The sequence below is a fragment of the Bradyrhizobium sp. Crot121 genome (genome assembly GCF_059512385.1).
This window is the reverse complement of sequence record NZ_JCAMOR010000084.1, coordinates 1-16,760: the sequence shown is the minus strand read 5'-3', so window position 1 is coordinate 16,760 and position 16,760 is coordinate 1. Positions and strand designations below refer to the sequence as shown.

The window sequence follows — 16,760 nt, the reverse complement described above, 5'->3', positions numbered from 1 at the left end:
ATCAGGCGCTCCGCGGCAGGAAGACGAAGAGATAGAAGGCAAACCATAAAGCGACGACGATCGCGGTCGCGATGCCCGCCACCGCAATCGCACCGCCGGGACCTGCGCGCACGATCGCGTCGACCGCCTCGTCATCGGAATGCTGCGCCCGCCCTTGCGAGGATGAATCCGTCATGGCGCACCCCTTCTCCAGATCATGCTCTACTTCAGCGTAGCCGTGCGCAATTCGTTGGCCTGCCGCGCCGATACCGGCGCACCGCGATTGCCCCAGGATGTCCTGATGTAAGTGACGACGGCGGCGACCTCATCGTCGGAGAGGCGCTGCGCGAAGGGCGGCATGCCATAGGGCATCGGGTTGCCCGCGGTGCCCGGCGGATAGCCGCCATTGAGCACCATGCGGATGGCATTCACCGCCGAGGCCATCTGGATCGACTGGTTGCCGGCGAGCGGCGGATAATGCGGCGGCATGCCGAGCCCGGTCGCGCCGTGGCAGCTTGCGCAATCGCGGTCATAGATCTGCTTGCCGAGCGAGAGCAGAAGGCTGCTCTCGGCAGTTGGCAGCGCCGGCGGCGGCTTGTCCGGCGAGGTGCCCTGCGCGAGGCCCTTCAGGTAGACCGCCATCGCGCGGATGTCCTCGTCGTTGAGATATTGCAGGCTGTTGTAGACGACTTCCGCCATCGGCCCGTAGACCGCGCCGCGCGCAGAGACGCCGGTGCGCAGATAGTCGACGATTTCCTGGATGCTCCACTCGCCCAGCCCCGCTTCCTTGTTCGAGGTAAGCGACGGCGCGTACCAGTACTGCATCGGAATCAGGCCGCCCTCGAACGCCTGCGATTCCGAGCTGCCGCCGAGCGCGTTGATCGCGGTGTGGCACATGCCGCAATGGCCGAGACCTTCGACAAGATAGGCGCCCCTGTTCCATTCCGCCGACTTGGTCGGATCGGGCTTGAACTCGCCTTCGTTGAAGAACAGCGTGCGCCAGCCGATGATCAGAGAGCGATTGTTGAAGGGAAAGGTCAATTCGTGCGGCTTGTTGACCTGTTTCACCGGCGGGACCGAACGCAAATAGGCGTAGATCGCATCGGAGTCCTCGCGCGTCACCTTGGTATAGGAGCCGAACGGCATCGCGGGATAGACGAGACCGCCGTCCGGGAAGCGGCCATCATGCATCATCCGGTAGAACTGGTCCGAGGTCCAGGTGCCGATGCCGGTCTGCGGATCGGGCGTGATGTTGGAGGTGTAGAGCGTGCCGAACGGCGTCTTCATCGGCAGCCCGCCGGCAAAGGTCTTGCCTTCGCGCGCGGTGTGGCAGGCGATGCAGTCGCCGGCGCGGGCGAGATATTCGCCCCGCTTGAGCAGCTCGGCGTTCGCCGGCGGGTTCTGCTGCGCACTTGCCGCCGTCATGCCGGCGAAGCACAGCGCCAGAAGGAGGATCAGCTTGGTTGAGAGGCGTTGCATCGGCGAGCTCCCTTCAACGCGGCTCGCTGCCGCATGCAAGCGGCATCGGCAGGCTGCCTTGCGGCGCGAACGACGGATCTGCCGGCGCCGGACGCGATGAGAGATAGGCGGCGACGGCCTTGACGTCGTCCTCGGTGAGAAGGCTTGCGACGATCTGCATGCAATCCGGGGCCGCCGCGGTGCGCGTGCCGTAGCGCCAGCCGCCGAGCTGGGCGCTGATATAGCTTGCGCGCAAGCCGAGCAGGCCGGGAATCGCGGGCTCCATGCCGCCGAAGCTCGGGCCGTGGCAGCTTGCGCATGGCGGAATGCCGCGCTGCGCATCGCCGTTCTTCACGATCGATTCGCCGCGCGCGAGTATAGCGTCACTGACGGTCGGGATCGCAGGCTCCGGAAATGGCGGCCGCAGCGATGCGAAATAGTCGGCCATCTTCTTCAGGTAGTCGTCGGGCAGGAATTCCAGCAGATAGTTCATCGGCGGATATTTGCGCCGGCCGTCCCTGAACGCGACGAGCTGATTATAAAGATAGCCTGCGGGCTTACCGGCAAGACGCGGGAAATAGACGTCGCTCGTCCCCTCGCCTTGCGCGCCATGGCAGGACGCGCAGGCCAGCACGCGGGCCGCCATGGTGTCGGGCGCCCGCTCCGGCGTCTGCGCCTGCGCGGGAAGGAATGGCAGCGCGAAAAAGACAAGACACAATCGGAGTAGAGAAAAACGACGCGCCACCGTTGTAACCCCATCTCGACGACGAGTGGGAATTTTTGCACATCATTTTGACGGTGGCAACGCAGCTCGCGCGCTGCATCGCGCCATGTGCGCAACGATGAGAATTATTGAGTCTATTTGCGATAGACTTTGTGTGGATCGACCAAGCGTTCGGCGTCGATGAATGACAATCGTGTGTCGCCATCTTCACCCTTGACGGCGCGATAGAAGCACGAACGGCGGCCGGTGTGGCAGGCCGCACCGATCTGCTCGACGCGAATCCATACAGCGTCCTGGTCACAATCCATACGCATCTCGATCACGCGCTGGGTGTGGCCGGAGCTTTCGCCCTTGCGCCACAGCGCATTGCGCGAGCGGCTGAAATACCAAGCTTCGCCGGTCGCAATGGTCTTGCGCAGCGCTTCGTCGTTCATATGCGCGACCATCAGCACGTCGCCATTGGCGGCGTCGGTCGCGACACAGGTCACGAGACCTGACGCGTCGAATTTGGGCTGGAATGCCACCCCTTCCTCGCGGTCGTGATCATGTGCTGACACGGGATAAGCCTCGCAATGTTGTGCGAGGCTACCGGGTCGGTCCTCGCACCAGGGACAGGAAACGCTGCTGCTCCGCCGGATTGTCGCGGAACATGCCGGTGAAGCGGCTGGTGAAGGTCGACGCGCCATGTTTGGCGACCCCGCGCACCGACATGCAGGTATGCTCCGCCTCGATCAGGACGGCAACGCCGCGGGGCTTGAGGACCTCGTCGATCGCAGCCGCGATCTGGGCGGTGAGATGCTCCTGCGTCTGCAGCCGGCGGGCAAAGATGTCGGTGAGCCGGGCGAGCTTGGACAGGCCCACCACCCGCTCGACCGGCGTATAGGCAATATGTGCCTTGCCGTAGAACGGCATCATGTGGTGCTCGCACTGCGAGGTGAACTCGATGTCGCGGACCAGCACGAAATCGTCATAGCCGGCGGTCTCGCCAAAGGTGCGGTCGAGCACCTCGGCCGGGCACTGGTGATAGCCCTGGTAAAGCTCGTCAAAAGCCTCGACGACGCGGCGTGGGGTGTCGAGCAGCCCCTCGCGATCCGGATCCTCGCCGATATAGCTCAGCAGCGTCAGAACCGCCTGCTCGGCTTCAGCACGCGACGGGCGCGGCTGGTCGGCACGGACGGCGGCGGCAAGGAATTCGGACGGATCGAGCTCGGCCGGCCGGGTTTCGATCTTTTTGGGCTCGTTGCTCTTGGCAGGGCGGATCGATTTGATTGCAGCGTCCATTCGACGTCTCTCCGTTCGACCGGTCCCTTCTCGGACCGGGTGTGTCACCGGGCAGACGGCGCGGCCTGGTGCCGCCGGACGCCTGGAGTCCCTTCATCCTAACACCGGCAGCATAGCATTGGCTTCTGAACTGGCCCGCGCCGATGGCATGCCGGACTGTATTTCGGCCGATACGGTTCATATATAGGACCATAGAACCCAGCCGCCAAGGGTGCCTTACCCCTCTGCCCACGAGCTCTATTCGCATGCTGAATGACATCTACAACAAGCGGATCATCGAACTGGCCGGGAATATTCCGCGCCTCGGACGCCTTCCCGACCCCGATGCCAGCGCCACCGCGCATTCGAAACTCTGCGGCTCGACCGTGAAGGTCGACCTCAAGATGGACGGCCCCGTCGTCACCGACTTCGCCCATGACGTCAAAGCCTGCGCACTGGGGCAGGCCTCCTCCTCGATCATGGCAAGGCATGTCGTGGGCTCGACCGCCGATGAACTGCGCGAATTGCGCGAGACCGTGCGCAAGATGCTCAAGGAAAACGGCAAGCCCCCGGAAGACGGCAAATGGGCCGAGATCGCCCTGCTCGAGCCGGTGCGCGACTACAAGGCCCGCCACGCCTCCACCATGCTGACATTTGATGCCGTGGTTGATGCCATCGGTCAGATCGAGGCGAAGGCCAAGCAGCCGGCGTAAGGGCGGAAGGTTGAGGGACTACTTCCCTTCTCCCCTTGTGGGAGAAGGTAGCGCGCATGAAATGCGCGACGGATGAGGGGTTGCCTCCGCGGGCAAGGGTGTTCGTGGAGAGAGACCCCTCACCCCAATGAGTTAGTTGCCGACACGGGAGTAGCCCTCTCCCACAAGGGAGAGGGCGCATCAAGCAGCATCGCGAGGCGTGGCGCGTCCGATACCGTCGTCTCAACGGCTTTAGGTTCATTTCCCCGGCTGGGCCGGGGGCGGCGTAGCGGAGCCGCCGGTGGGAACCAGCGCTTCCGCGGTCTTGGTTGATATCGACTTCGCGGGCTGCGCCGTCGTCTCGCCCTCAGCCGCGCTGGTGGCGAAACGGTCCTGGTTCGGCTTGGTTTTCGCATCCGCGACCGGCACGGTGGCCGCATTATCCTGCGGCGGCAGCACGTCGGCGACCTCTTCGGTGGTGACGAGATTGGTCAGCCGCAACTCGTCGCGCGACAGCTCGTGCAATTCTTCCCAGGGCGGAACGCTCAGCGCCAGCGACAACAGGTCGCCTGCGCCGCCCATGTCGAAAGTGTACTTCGCGAGCCGGCCGATATCGCGCTCCACGATCATCATGTCCTGCGCGGTGTAGTTCGCGGCACGCGCGTCATCGGCGCGGTCGCCCATCCAGATCTGATGAACGCGGACATGCGCGCTTTCGGGCACGTAACGGGTCGTACCTGATAACAGCAGGAACACGCACATCGACTCGCAATAGGCTTCCGGCCTGACGCCGGCGCGCTGGCCCTTTGAGGTCTGGTTGATGACCGTCGTGCCGACGGTGGTCAATGCGCCCAGGCCACGGAAGCGGCGGCCGAGCGTGATGGCGTCGTTGACCGAGCCGCCGCTGGAATCGAGCACGATGGTGGCGCCGCCGAGCTGGCGGCCGCGGGCGAACTCATCGAAGTCGCGCGGGCTGTCGGCGGTGATGATGCCGACGGCGGATACCCAACCCCTGCAGTTGGGCTCGCAAGCCACCCAACTGAATCGCATCGGCGTCTTGCGTTCTTCCAGACTGGCGCCAGCGCGGGCCGAATTGCCCAGCGTCGTGACCGAGCCAGGCAGTGTGATGCAAAAGGCGGCGGCGCCGAGAAGTGCCAGACCGCGAAGACGAAGCGACGTCACGAGCCTCAATTTGGTTCCTTCCCCCTGGCCCTATGGGTGAGCAGTGGCAGCGGCCCCATCGCAACGTGACATGATGGTGTCATCGAAGCGTTATCAAAACGGTAACCGTACTGACCTGTCTCGTCCATAGGACCTTTGCTGCAGCGCCGCCCGTGCGGTGCAATAGTTGCGAACTGTGGCGTAAATATCTGCAAGAACTAAGTTCCTTGCTTGGGAACCCGCGCAAGACGACATAAGTTTGCGGTATGACGCCCATGGAACATCGAACATCACATCAATTTCGATGCACAGACTGTGCCAGCGCCGCCCAGCGGCTGCCGCGCAATCTCGGCCGCGCGCTGATCTGGATCTACCGGCATACGCTGTCGCCACTGGTTGGCTACAACTGTCGGCATCTGCCGACCTGCTCAGTCTATGGCGATGAGGCGATCGAGCGCTTCGGCTTGTGGGCAGGTGGTTGGATGACGCTGGCGCGCCTATTGCGCTGTCATCCCTTCGGCACATCGGGCATCGACAACGTGCCGGAGCGGGCGCCGCCCGGCGCGCGATGGTATCTGCCCTGGCGCTACGGCCGCTGGCGCGGCGTCAACTCGCCGTAGACCAGAGAGATCGCCCTCTCCGCCGGTGCTTTCAAGTTATGCATGCATCGCTGGCGTGCGGGAACTGTGGCGGCAGTGCGGCATTGACTTCTTGCGTCCGCAGGGAGGACACCAACAATGCGCTGGAAAATCAGCCGCCACGGTCATGACCCCCGCCAGATAGATTTACTGGCGATCATCGCACTACTCATTTTGATCGTTTCCGCTTACCTCTATTTCACCCACAAGCCGAACATGGCTAACAACAGCGCCTTCATCGTGCCGAGCCAGAGCGTGCACTGGTGATGCAATGCGACATGGGTGAATTAGAGCGGCTCACGCAGCCTCGAGCGCCTTGGCAGCTTCGCCTTCGTACACGGGTGTTGCTATTCCGGCCTGCCGGGCTTTGATCTGCAGGGCGAGGATGCGCGAGTAAAACCGCCCCATCCCAACTCCGGCACTGTGAAACCACAGTCCTTTCTGTCGCGTGGGCTTCCACATGTTTCGCAGCTCACCCTCCCAAGGGCTGGGATCGCGGCGGGTGCCTGAACCAAAGCCCCACAGCGGGCCGACCTTCCTTGCAGTCTCCGGCGTCAGGATGGATTCGAACGAGCTGCGCTCGTAGCCGGTTGCGTAGAAGATCATGTCCGCGGGAATTTCGCTCCCGTCGCTAAGAACAACGCTTTCTTGGCGAAGCGCCGCGATGCCAACGCCACTCCTCAGCTTTATGCTGCCGTTCGCGACCAGCTCTGACGCACCGACATCGATGTAGTAGCCACCGGGATCGCGCAGGACCTGCGGAAACACGCCGCTCTCGTCCTCACCGAAGCTCAATCGAAAGCCGACGCTCTCCAATCGCCGGTAGAACGCCGCGTCCTTCTCCCTTACGTGCTTCACCAGCTTCTGGTGCATGCCCACCAGGACGCGCAAGGGCGTCGCGGCGAACAACAGGTCCGCAAGGTCGATCGTTATGCCCTGCGCCTTCGGCTCACTGCCGTAGAGCCTGGCAAATCCTTCGAGCAACGTCTCCAGCCTCATCACGATGGTCGGACCGCGCTGAATCATCGTGACGTCGGCGCCATCAGCGAAAAGACCCGCAGCAATATCGTGCGCTGTGGTGCCTGATCCCACCACGACGCACCGGCAGTTCCTGTGATGAGGGTTGCTGCGATACGAGCTTGCATGTTGTTGCGGTCCCTTGAACCGCTCCCTTCCGGGCACCTCCGGGATCTTCGGAGTCCCGAATAATCCGGTGGCGAGCACAAGCTGCTCCGGGTTGAGCTCGATCGCGCTGTCGCGGCGTTTGACCCGTAGGCGCCATTTCCCGCGCGCATTATCGTAGTCGGCCCCTACGCACTCTGCCCCGGTCATCACGTGGACCTGCATCACCGACTGATAAGCATCCAGCCAATCGGCGAAGCGTTCCTTCGAAGGATGCAGCGGCCAGCCGTCGGGGTAGGAGAACCCCGGCATCTGATCAAAGTATGAAGGAGAGTGCAGCGACAACGAATCGTGGCGATTTCGCCAGGTATCGGACGGTCGCTCGCGGCGATCGATAATCAGCGTAGGTACGCCCAGCTTTCGGAGCTGCACGCCCAATCCAAGCCCGCAGTGCCCGGCTCCAACAATCACGCAGTACGGCTGCTTCGCCGAAGCGGCGGTATCGCCGAATCCGGTTTCCTGAAGCGCGTCTCGGCCATGGCTGACATGGTCGAAGCTCGGCGCTTCCTCGAAGCCTTTCAGCTCCGTCATCGACGTGAGCAAGGTCCAGACCTTGCCCTCTCTCATGCGAACGACTGCTTTGCAGCGAGCGACCGTCGTCTCGAACTCGACGATTGCTTCGACGATGCTATCTTCGACACGCACGGGTCTCGTTTGCCGCCACGCCGTCGGTGCCGTACGCGCGAGGCACGCATCCAACATCTGTCGGATTTCGTCATGACCTTCAGCGGTGCGCAGGTTCCAGGTGAACGCAAGCTGGTCGCGCCAGAATGCGTCCGGATGGAACAGAATCAGCAGCGCATCGATGTCCGCAGCCGCTGCAGCGGCGTTAAAGAGGCCCAGCCATTTGTTGAATCGTTCGTCGACGTCGGCAGCGATCATATCGATCCCTCGGAACTTGGGTGACAGATCACGAACCTGACGAGGCGCGGCTACAGATCGATTGCAGGACTCGCGGTGTGAGTTACGATCGCAATATTCACTGGATGTTGAAGCACGACTGGAGTCCGGAGCGTCAAACGAAGGAGAACTCTAGCGCCCAAACCAGAAGAAACCGCCGGGCTGCGAACTGAAGAATGGCGCCGGCTGCCGGGGCGCCCTGGCACGCGGCGGCGCCGGTTTGGGGGCTGGCGCATCCTGAGCCACCGCATCGGCGGTGCCGAAGCCATCACCCGGCAATTGCACGGCAAGCAGCAGGTTGGTTTCGTGCGTGCGCCAGCGATAGCCGATGCCGAAATCGATCGGCTGCGCGCGGTGGAACAGCTCGGCGTAGGATTCCTGGTAGCGGCCCGGGAATTCGGCGATCGGGCCGGCATAGCGGCCGAACGGGAAGAAGCGCCAGCGGCTGTGGTTGAAGTACACGAGCGGAATCCCGGAATCGTCCTGGATGATGGTGGCACTGTTCTTGAGGATGAAGTCGCGCACAACAGTGAAATTGCCGGCGTGCATGAGATAGGAGGCGCTCTTGATCAGGCTGTTGCCGGGCGCAAGCGTCTCGCAGAATTTCAAAAAGCCGCTCGCCTTGACGCCTGAATTGGAGAGATCGGTCGAGAAGTAATAGAGCGTGCGCTCGACGCCATCATTGCCGGCGAAGGTGATGCGCGCGCCGCGCACCGCGCCCTTCCCTGCCCCTTCCGTGCCGACGTTGCCGTTCTCGTCGAGCGCAACCGGCGCGACGCTCCGGATGGTCTTGCCCGAGCGCGCCAGGAACACATAGAGGATCGGCAAGGTGCCGCTGATCTCGCCCGCATGCAGGTCGACCTTCATCTTCTTGGTGATGAAGAAGGAGAAGCTCAGGACCGACGATAGCGAGCGCTCGACACTGTAGAGCGCGGCACCGACGTCGCCACGCGACAGTCTTGTCAGGTCCGGCACCGAGCCGGTCGGCTCAAGCGCGCTGAGCACATAGGTCGTCGCGCCGGAATAGAAGGCGTCGGCGTAGATGAAGTCGGGCCCGGAGAACATGTAGAACATGGTCGGCCGCGGGGCGGCGAGATTGGTCTCCGCCCAGGCGCGGATCTTCGACAGCTGGCGCTGCTCGAGCTGCGCAAAGGCCTGGTCGAAGAATCGGGCATGCTGTTGCCAGGCAGGATCCCTGGTCAGCGGAACCAGCGGAGAGTCCGCTGACGGCATCATCCCGGCAAGGAAGCGCGCGGTATCGTCTGCGGTCGCCGTGTCGGCGGCACGCGCCGGCATCGCCGCGAGCAGAATCGCGAAAGCGAGCGCGACAGCTTTCAATGGCAAGAACATCCTCATTCGCGACCCGAAGCTCCGGCGGCCGCCGGGCGCGCCGCCCCTTTGCGGAAAACGGCGTAGATCAAAAGGCCGGAAAGCATGATCAAAGTGCCAAGCGCCGACTGCAGCGGACGGTCGGTCAACAGATAGTACATCATGAAACCGGTCACGAGCAGGAAAACCACAGGCGTGACCGGGTATCCCCAGGCGCGGTAAGGCCTCGGCAGGTCGGGGCGCGTGATGCGCAGCTTGATCACGCCTGCTACCGTGAAGAACGAGCAGAACAGCAACGCGAACTGGATGAAGTCCAGCACCGCCTCGAAGCTGCGCGTGAACAGCATCAGCGTCGCCACCGCAAGCTGGAACAGAATCGCATAGGCCGGCGCGCCGCTGGCCGAGTGGCGGGCGAAGATCCGCAGCGCCGGGATGTCCTCGCCCATCGTCATCATCACGCGCGGACCGATCCACATCATCGCGCTGATCGAGGAGATCAGCCCGACACAGATCATCGCGCCGACAATGCGGCCGCCGAGCTCGCCGAAGATATAGCTGCCGGAAATGCGGGCGACGTCGATCTGGCCGGCAAGCTGGTCGATTGGCGCGGTGTGGAGGAACACCGCGTTCAGGGCGACATAGAGCACGAGCACGATCAACGTTCCCGAGAGCATCGCGCGCGGCAAGTTGCGCTCCGGCAGGTGCATCTCGCCGATGATGTAGGTCGCCGCGTTCCAGCCGGAGAACGAATACATTACGAACACCAGGCTGATCGCGAACGGTGCGCTGACGACATGGGAAAGATCGACTGAGGTCGGCGCGAACGAGATCGGCTGCGGCGTCGCGATCAAATATCCGGCGACGAGAAACCCGACGATCAGCACCACCTTCAGGATGGTCGCGACCAGCTGGAAGGTCGAGGAATGCTTGACGCCGGTGAGTTGGACGATCGACACCAGCCACACCACGCCGAGCGCCAGCACGAGCGGCGGCGCGTCCGGCAAGACCGACTTGCCGTATTCGCCGAACGCCATGGCGGCGAGCGCGACCGGCGCAGCGAAGCCCACGGTCGCCGACACCCAGCCGGCGACGAATCCGAACGCCGGATGATAGGCGCGGCTCAGGAAATTGTACTCGCCGCTCGAGCGCGGAAACATCGCACCGAGTTCGCCGTAGGAAAATACGCCGCACAGCGCGACGATGCCACCGACGGTCCACAGCAGGAGGATCGAGAAGCCCGACGGGATGTCCTTGACCTGAAAGCCGAGGCTGGTGAAAACGCCGACGCCCACCATGTCGGCAACCACGATGGCCGTGGCCACGAGGACCGAAACGGTCGAACCGCTGCCGGGGAGCGAACCGGACCATGTCGCGCTGCCCGTGTGTGATGCCGCCATATCGGACCGTACCTTCAGCGCTACGCGCTTCGACGATTCTCATCGTGCAGGCGGAAAACGGCCAATTCAAGCAACGTTAACAAGCACCTAACTCCGGCCAAGATTTAGGTATCATAATACCCAATTGTTGCCTTCAAAGGGCCGACCTTTGCGTAAACACGAGAGACGACCCACAATCGCGACACGATTGGATGGTCTTCTTGCACCTTCCGGATGGGGAATTTTCCGGAAGCTTAACGTCACCTAAACACCGGTGCGCTCAGATTCGGCGTTTGCCGGGAGTTCGGGGTAGCGGGTGGATGATCGGGGCAGCGAACCCAACATTCCAGAAGTGTGATCGCGCGAACCGGCCAATGTCCCCGGCCGCGCGGTCGCGCTGGCCGAGGTCTCCGTGGCGCTGGGTCGCGACCGCCTCGCTGCTTCTACCGCTCGCGACCGTGCTGGCTCAATGCGGCAGAGCGCCCAGCGCCTCGGCGCTCGCGGCGAACACACACGCGGTTGCGAGCGATACGTTTGTGGATCGCTTCCCGGCACCATCGTTCAAGGAACGCTTCCCGACCGAGCAGGAAAGGCTCGTGCAGCGCCAGGCCACCGCGTCGGCGTCGGCCTCCGAGCCGCAGCCGCAGCGTCCCGCGCCGGTCCGGACGGCTTCGCTGACACCCACGCTCAATCTGCCGAAGCCGAGCGAGCGCGAAGAGCTGACCACGCTGGTCAGCATGAAATCCTCCGCCTTCCCTTATTTCGGCAACAACCCGCGCTCGGATGCGCCGTTCCTGAATGTCACGGACGGCAGCCGCAAGGGCCATCGCAGCTATTCGGGCCGCGTCTATTGGCAGGACGAGACCTACAATGACAGCCGCGTCCTGATGCACGTGCCCGAGAATTTCGACGTCAGTAAGCCGGGCGTGATCGTGGTGTTCTTCCACGGCAATGGCGCAACCCTCGAGCGCGACGTGCGCGACCGCCAATTGGTGCCGCAGCAGATCTCGGACTCCGGCGTCAACGCGGTGCTGCTGGCGCCGCAGATGGCGGTCGATGCCGCCGATTCCAGCGCCGGAAAATTCTGGCAGCCCGGCGGCTTCAAACGTTTCCTCGACGAATCCACCTCCCACCTCGCCCGCCTCTATGGCGATCCCAAATCGGCGGCTGCCTTCGCCAACATGCCGGTCGTGATCGTCGGCTATAGCGGCGGCTTCCTGCCGACCGCCTGGAGCCTCGAGGTCGGCGGCGCCACCAGCCGCGTGCGCGGCGTGGTGCTGCTGGATGCGGTCTATGGCGAACTCGACAAGTTCGCCTCCTGGATCGAGAACAACCGCAGCGGTTTCTTCGTGAGTTCGTATACCCGCTACACCAAGCGGCATGATCAGGAACTGATGACGATGCTCAGGAACAAGGGGATCCGCGTCCGCGAGAGCATGGACGGGCCGTTGCAGCCCGGCAGCGTCGCGTTCGTCCAGACCCCCGACGGCGTCACCCATCGCGATTACGTCACGCTGGCCTGGACGCAGCACCCGGTGAAAGAAGTGCTGGTGAAGATGGCGGGAGGCGCATCGCTTGCGCGGATCGCAAGCGCTCCGGCATCGGCGAGTCGCTAGAGCGTGATGACTTTTCTTCGAATCGTCATCCCGCTCTAGCTCTTTAGTTTGAGCATGATCTTTTTCGGAAAACCGGTCTCCACTTTTCCGGATCATGCTCAAGTTCATCACTCCGCCGCCGCGTGGCGCGGCTTGGTCAGCAAGATGGTCAGAAGTGCCAGCGCGACGAAAGCCGCGGACACATAGCCTGCGCCGTGCAGCCAGCCATTTGCGAACAGCGCGCCGCCGATCGCGGAGCCGATCGCCTGCCCGATATAGAGCACGGAGGTGTTGAGCGAGACCGAGGCCGATGCAAGCGCCGGCGCCGCTGCAACCAGCCGCACCTGCTGCATCGAATTGGTGGAGGCAAAGCCAAGCCCCCAGATCGCGACCGAGGCGGCCATCAACGCATAGATGCCCGCGCTCAGCGCCCACCCGGCAACGCCGGTCAGCATCAGCGAGGTGAACAGCACCGATGTCCGATACGGCCCCCAGGAATCGACGATGCGGGTTGCGATCATGACGCCGATGAAGCCGCAGACGCCGTAAAGGCCGAAGACGAGCCCGATGGCGTTGGGGCCGGCCCCAGTCAATCTTGCAAGCAGCGGCCCCATGAAGGTGAAGATGACGAACTGGCCTGACATGTGCAGCGTTGTGATCGCCAGGAGCACGAGCACCATCCGGTTGCGGCCGAGCTCGATCCAGGTCTTCAGATCGACGGGCGCGCCGAGCAATCCGTGCGGCAATCGCCACAACAGCAGCGCGCAGCTGACGCAGCCGACCAGCGCGATGCCGCCATAAGCGACGCGAAAGCCGTAATGGCTTGCGATGAAGTTGATCAGGGGTAGCCCGACAGCAGCCGCGAGCGACCAGCCGAGGAAAATATAGGCGATGGTCGAGCCGCGCCGCTCGACCGGTACGATCAGCGCGCCGGTGCCGGCCGCTTGCGGCGTATAGAGCGCGCCGATCGCCAGCATGATGAGGCGAATGACCAGAAGGCTCGCGTAGTCAGGCGCCAGGGCGGAGGCAAGATTGGTGACCGTGAGCACCGCGAGCGTGACGCCGAGCAAAGTGCGGCGATCGATGCGGCTGGTCAGCCATGCCGTCAGCGGCGAGCCGATGCACAACACCATCGCACCGAAGGTGATCAAGAGCCCCGCGGCGTGGATCGAGATATCAAGTGCACCGGACAGTTCCGGAAGCATCCCCGCCGGCGCCAGCACGGAGCAGCCGGTGACGATATTTCCCAGCATCAGGGAGGTGGGCGCAAAACGGCGCGTGGCGGGCATCCTTTTCATGCAAATGCATGTAAACCAGGCGGGCGAAGAAGAAAAGGCCAGATGTCAGCGCTGGCCATGAAGTTCGTCGATCGGTCACATTCGCGAACGAACTCGCGGGGCGGTTGCCGGAGCGCCATCGAAACCTCTCGATACCAGCGATTGAAGCGCTCGCGAGCGCGACAATCCGGCCGATTGCCCGCCGATTTCTTGATATTGCCGGATTGCGTCGGCCCAATCGCCTGCTATATCGCTGCTTCAGCTTACCTGCGCTCGTTCGCAGGAGTGAGCCACAGGAGAATGTCATGCCCGACGAGCACAAGTCCGAGTCCGGATTCCAGTACAGCCTCAGCAACCTGAAGCCCGCCCAGCCCGTGGAAAAAGTCACCCTCACCTTCCCTGACGGGGCTAAACGCGAATTCCCCAGGAACACCACCGGGCTCGATATCGCCCAGGGCATCTCGCCCTCGCTTGCCAAACGCACGGTGGCGATGGCGCTGGATGGCGTTCTGTATGACCTCAAAGATCCCATCACCGAGGATGCCAAGATCGAGCTGATCTCGCGTGACGACGCGCGCGCGCTGGAACTGATCCGGCATGATTGCGCCCATGTGCTGGCGGAAGCCGTGCAGTCGCTGTGGCCGGGCACGCAGGTCACGATCGGCCCCGTGATCGAGAACGGCTTCTATTACGACTTCTTCCGCAACGAGCCGTTCACCCCGGAAGATTTTGCCGCCATCGAAAAGAAGATGCGCGAGATCATCGCGCGCGACAAACCCTTCACCAAGGAAGTGTGGTCGCGCGAGAAGACCAAGGAGGTGTTCCGCGACAAGGGCGAGGCGTTCAAGGTCGAGCTGGTCGACGCCATTCCCGGCGACGAGCCGATCAAGATCTATTTCCAGGGAGACTGGTTCGATCTCTGCCGCGGTCCGCACATGACCTCCACGGGGAAGATCGGCAACGCCTTCAAATTGATGAAGGTCGCGGGCGCCTATTGGCGCGGCGATTCCAACAATCCGATGCTGACCCGCATCTACGGCACGGCCTTCGCGAAACAGGACGATCTCGACGCCTACCTCAAGCAGATCGAGGAAGCCGAGAAGCGCGACCATCGCAAGCTCGGCCGCGAGCTCGACCTGTTCCACTTCCAGGAGGAAGGCCCGGGCGTGGTGTTCTGGCACCCCAAGGGCTGGACCATCTTCCAGCAGTTGATCGCCTATATGCGCCGCCGCCTCGCCGGCGACTACCAGGAGGTCAACGCGCCGCAGATCCTCGACAAGGTGCTGTGGGAGACCTCGGGCCATTGGGACTGGTACCGCGAGAACATGTTCGCGGCGCAGTCCGCCGGCGACGAGGCCGAGGACAAGCGCTGGTTCGCGCTGAAGCCGATGAACTGTCCGGGGCATGTGCAGATCTTCAAGCATGGTCTGAAGAGCTATCGCGACCTCCCCTTGCGGCTTGCCGAATTTGGCGTGGTGCATCGCTACGAACCGTCAGGCGCGATGCACGGGTTGATGCGCGTGCGCGGCTTCACGCAGGATGATGCGCATGTGTTCTGCACCGAGGAGCAGCTCGCCGACGAGTGCCTGAAGATCAACGACCTGATCCTCTCGACCTACGGCGATTTCGGCTTCGAGGGCGAACTCACCGTCAAGCTCTCGACGAGGCCGGAAAAGCGCGTCGGCACCGACGCGATGTGGGACCATGCCGAACGCGTGATGGCGACCGTGCTGTCGGAGATCAAGGCCAAGGGCAGCAACCGCATCAAGACCGAGATCAATCCGGGCGAAGGCGCGTTCTACGGGCCGAAGTTCGAATATGTGCTGCGCGACGCCATCGGCCGCGACTGGCAGTGCGGCACGACCCAGGTCGACTTCAACCTGCCGGAGCGGTTCGGCGCGTTCTATATCGACCATGACGGCTCGAAGAAGGCGCCGGTGATGGTGCACCGCGCGATCTGCGGCTCGATGGAGCGCTTCATCGGCATCCTGATCGAGCACTATGCGGGCAATTTCCCGCTCTGGCTGGCGCCGGTGCAGGTGGTCGTCACCACCATCACCTCCGAGGCCGACGAATATGCCAAGCAGGTGGTGGCCGCGGCGCGCCGCGCTGGCCTGCGGGTGGAGATCGACCTGCGCAACGAGAAGATCAACTACAAGGTCCGCGAGCATTCGCTGGCAAAGATCCCGGCGCTGCTCGTGGTCGGCAAGAAGGAAGCCGAGACCCATTCGGTCTCGGTGCGACGGTTCGGCAGCGAAGGCCAGACGGTGATGCCGACTGCGGACGCCCTCGCCGCACTGGTCGACGAGGCGACGGCGCCCGACATCAAGCGGGCGAAATCGCTGTCCTGATGCTTTAATCCGTCTAAACTCGCTTCCGGTCGCGGGCGTTCGCCCCTATCTCGTGGCAAGAATGTCCGCGACCCGCCAGTTTAAGGAAAGCAGCAGTGCCCGACGCCATTGAATTGTTGAAGACCCGCCGCTCGGTGAAGCCGCGCGAAATGACAGGCCCCGGCCCCTCGCCGACCGAGCTCGAGACCATCTTGACGATCGGCGCGCGGGTGCCGGACCACGGTAAGCTCGCGCCCTGGCGCTTCATCGTGTTCGAAGGCGAGGCGCGCAACCGTGCCGGCGATGTCATCGCGAGCGTGTTCGCCAAGAAGAACCCGGGCGCGCCGACGGCCGATATCGAGGTTGAGAAGCGGCGGCTCACCGATGCGCCGCTGGTGATCGGCATCGTCAGCTTCACCAAGCCGCATCCGAAGGTGCCGCCGTGGGAGCAGGAACTCTCCGCCGGCGCCAGCGCGATGAACATCCTCACCGCGGCGACCGCGCTCGGCTACGGCGCCTGCTGGCTCACCGGCTGGTTCGTCTTCGACCGCGACGTGCTCGATGGTTTCGGTTTGAAGCCCGACGAGAAGCTCGCAGGGCTGATCCATATCGGCAAGCCGACCAAGCCGAACGAAGACCGCCCGCGTCCTGCGCTGTCGGATATCGTGACGCGGTTTTAGCGCTTGAAGTCGAATTGTATCCGCCATGGGCGCTGCCGCTGAGCAACCGGCGACATAGGTAACAGTTCAGACCGACGACATAGGTAACACAATTCTCGTTTAGTTCAGGTCTGTTGTTGTTGAGGCTGTGGACCCTGAGGGCAACGCGCAGCGTTGTCCTCAAGTCCACAGCCTTTTGC

At 63.2% G+C, this 16,760-nt stretch carries 16 protein-coding genes; 6 read left to right on the top strand and 10 right to left on the bottom strand.

Annotation, left to right across the window (positions count from 1 at the left end; all coding sequences use genetic code 11):
- Position 1 precedes the first annotated feature (1 nt).
- The 5 genes from AC5ZGW_RS38940 to folE all read right to left on the bottom strand — a co-directional run bounded on the left by AC5ZGW_RS38940 (position 2) and on the right by folE (position 3,442).
- Positions 2-175, bottom strand: coding sequence for a hypothetical protein (locus AC5ZGW_RS38940; RefSeq protein WP_028163266.1), 174 nt, complete (start codon positions 173-175; stop codon positions 2-4).
- A 26-nt stretch (positions 176-201) separates the two neighbouring features.
- The gene (locus tag AC5ZGW_RS38935) at positions 202-1,458 is read right to left on the bottom strand and encodes a c-type cytochrome (RefSeq protein WP_165435403.1); all 1,257 of its coding nucleotides are present in this window, start codon (positions 1,456-1,458) and stop codon (positions 202-204) included.
- A gap of 13 nt (positions 1,459-1,471) precedes the next feature.
- A complete protein-coding gene (locus AC5ZGW_RS38930) occupies positions 1,472-2,083 on the bottom strand; it encodes a c-type cytochrome (RefSeq protein WP_130228221.1) in 612 nt (203 codons plus the stop codon).
- Between the two features lie 212 nt (positions 2,084-2,295).
- Entirely contained in the window at positions 2,296-2,718 is a 423-nt protein-coding gene (gene hisI / locus AC5ZGW_RS38925; RefSeq protein WP_130228211.1) for a phosphoribosyl-AMP cyclohydrolase, read from the bottom strand.
- Positions 2,719-2,746: 28 nt separating this feature from the next.
- On the bottom strand, positions 2,747-3,442 hold the full coding sequence (gene folE, locus AC5ZGW_RS38920; protein ID WP_130228210.1) for a GTP cyclohydrolase I FolE: 696 nt from the start codon (positions 3,440-3,442) through the stop codon (positions 2,747-2,749).
- A 245-nt stretch (positions 3,443-3,687) separates the two neighbouring features.
- Here folE and AC5ZGW_RS38915 point away from each other — a divergent pair, with 245 nt between their 5' ends.
- Positions 3,688-4,134, top strand: coding sequence for an iron-sulfur cluster assembly scaffold protein (locus AC5ZGW_RS38915; RefSeq protein WP_130228209.1), 447 nt, complete (start codon positions 3,688-3,690; stop codon positions 4,132-4,134).
- 237 nt (positions 4,135-4,371) lie between these two features.
- On the opposite strand, the gene AC5ZGW_RS38910 is transcribed toward AC5ZGW_RS38915, so the two are convergent.
- Positions 4,372-5,304, bottom strand: coding sequence for a COG3904 family protein (locus tag AC5ZGW_RS38910; RefSeq protein WP_130228208.1), 933 nt, complete (start codon positions 5,302-5,304; stop codon positions 4,372-4,374).
- 245 nt (positions 5,305-5,549) lie between these two features.
- Between AC5ZGW_RS38910 and yidD the strand changes: the two genes are divergently transcribed.
- Both yidD and AC5ZGW_RS38900 read left to right on the top strand, forming a co-directional pair.
- The gene (yidD, locus tag AC5ZGW_RS38905) at positions 5,550-5,894 is read left to right on the top strand and encodes a membrane protein insertion efficiency factor YidD (protein ID WP_130228207.1); all 345 of its coding nucleotides are present in this window, start codon (positions 5,550-5,552) and stop codon (positions 5,892-5,894) included.
- Between the two features lie 117 nt (positions 5,895-6,011).
- Positions 6,012-6,179, top strand: coding sequence for a hypothetical protein (locus AC5ZGW_RS38900; RefSeq protein ID WP_165435402.1), 168 nt, complete (start codon positions 6,012-6,014; stop codon positions 6,177-6,179).
- Between the two features lie 30 nt (positions 6,180-6,209).
- On the opposite strand, the gene AC5ZGW_RS38895 is transcribed toward AC5ZGW_RS38900, so the two are convergent.
- From AC5ZGW_RS38895 to AC5ZGW_RS38885, 3 genes are all read right to left on the bottom strand, one after another.
- On the bottom strand, positions 6,210-7,976 hold the full coding sequence (locus AC5ZGW_RS38895; protein WP_130228206.1) for a flavin-containing monooxygenase: 1,767 nt from the start codon (positions 7,974-7,976) through the stop codon (positions 6,210-6,212).
- Between the two features lie 150 nt (positions 7,977-8,126).
- Complete coding sequence (locus tag AC5ZGW_RS38890) at positions 8,127-9,344, bottom strand: hypothetical protein (RefSeq protein ID WP_130228205.1); 1,218 nt, start codon at positions 9,342-9,344, stop codon at positions 8,127-8,129.
- A gap of 2 nt (positions 9,345-9,346) precedes the next feature.
- A complete protein-coding gene (locus tag AC5ZGW_RS38885; RefSeq protein WP_130228204.1) occupies positions 9,347-10,720 on the bottom strand; it encodes an APC family permease in 1,374 nt (457 codons plus the stop codon).
- Positions 10,721-11,019: 299 nt separating this feature from the next.
- Here AC5ZGW_RS38885 and AC5ZGW_RS38880 point away from each other — a divergent pair, with 299 nt between their 5' ends.
- Positions 11,020-12,315: an alpha/beta hydrolase gene (locus AC5ZGW_RS38880; protein ID WP_456644665.1), complete on the top strand. Its 1,296-nt coding sequence runs from the start codon at positions 11,020-11,022 to the stop codon at positions 12,313-12,315.
- Between the two features lie 107 nt (positions 12,316-12,422).
- Here the strand turns inward: AC5ZGW_RS38880 and AC5ZGW_RS38875 are convergent, their stop codons facing one another.
- On the bottom strand, positions 12,423-13,592 hold the full coding sequence (locus AC5ZGW_RS38875) for an MFS transporter (protein WP_130228202.1): 1,170 nt from the start codon (positions 13,590-13,592) through the stop codon (positions 12,423-12,425).
- A 284-nt stretch (positions 13,593-13,876) separates the two neighbouring features.
- On the opposite strand from AC5ZGW_RS38875, the gene thrS reads away from it, so the two are divergent.
- Together thrS and AC5ZGW_RS38865 are read left to right on the top strand one after the other, a co-directional pair.
- A complete protein-coding gene (thrS, locus tag AC5ZGW_RS38870) occupies positions 13,877-15,922 on the top strand; it encodes a threonine--tRNA ligase (RefSeq protein WP_130228201.1) in 2,046 nt (681 codons plus the stop codon).
- 95 nt (positions 15,923-16,017) lie between these two features.
- Positions 16,018-16,581, top strand: a complete 564-nt coding sequence (locus AC5ZGW_RS38865) for a nitroreductase family protein (RefSeq protein WP_130228200.1) — start codon at positions 16,018-16,020, stop codon at positions 16,579-16,581.
- Positions 16,582-16,760 lie beyond the last annotated feature (179 nt).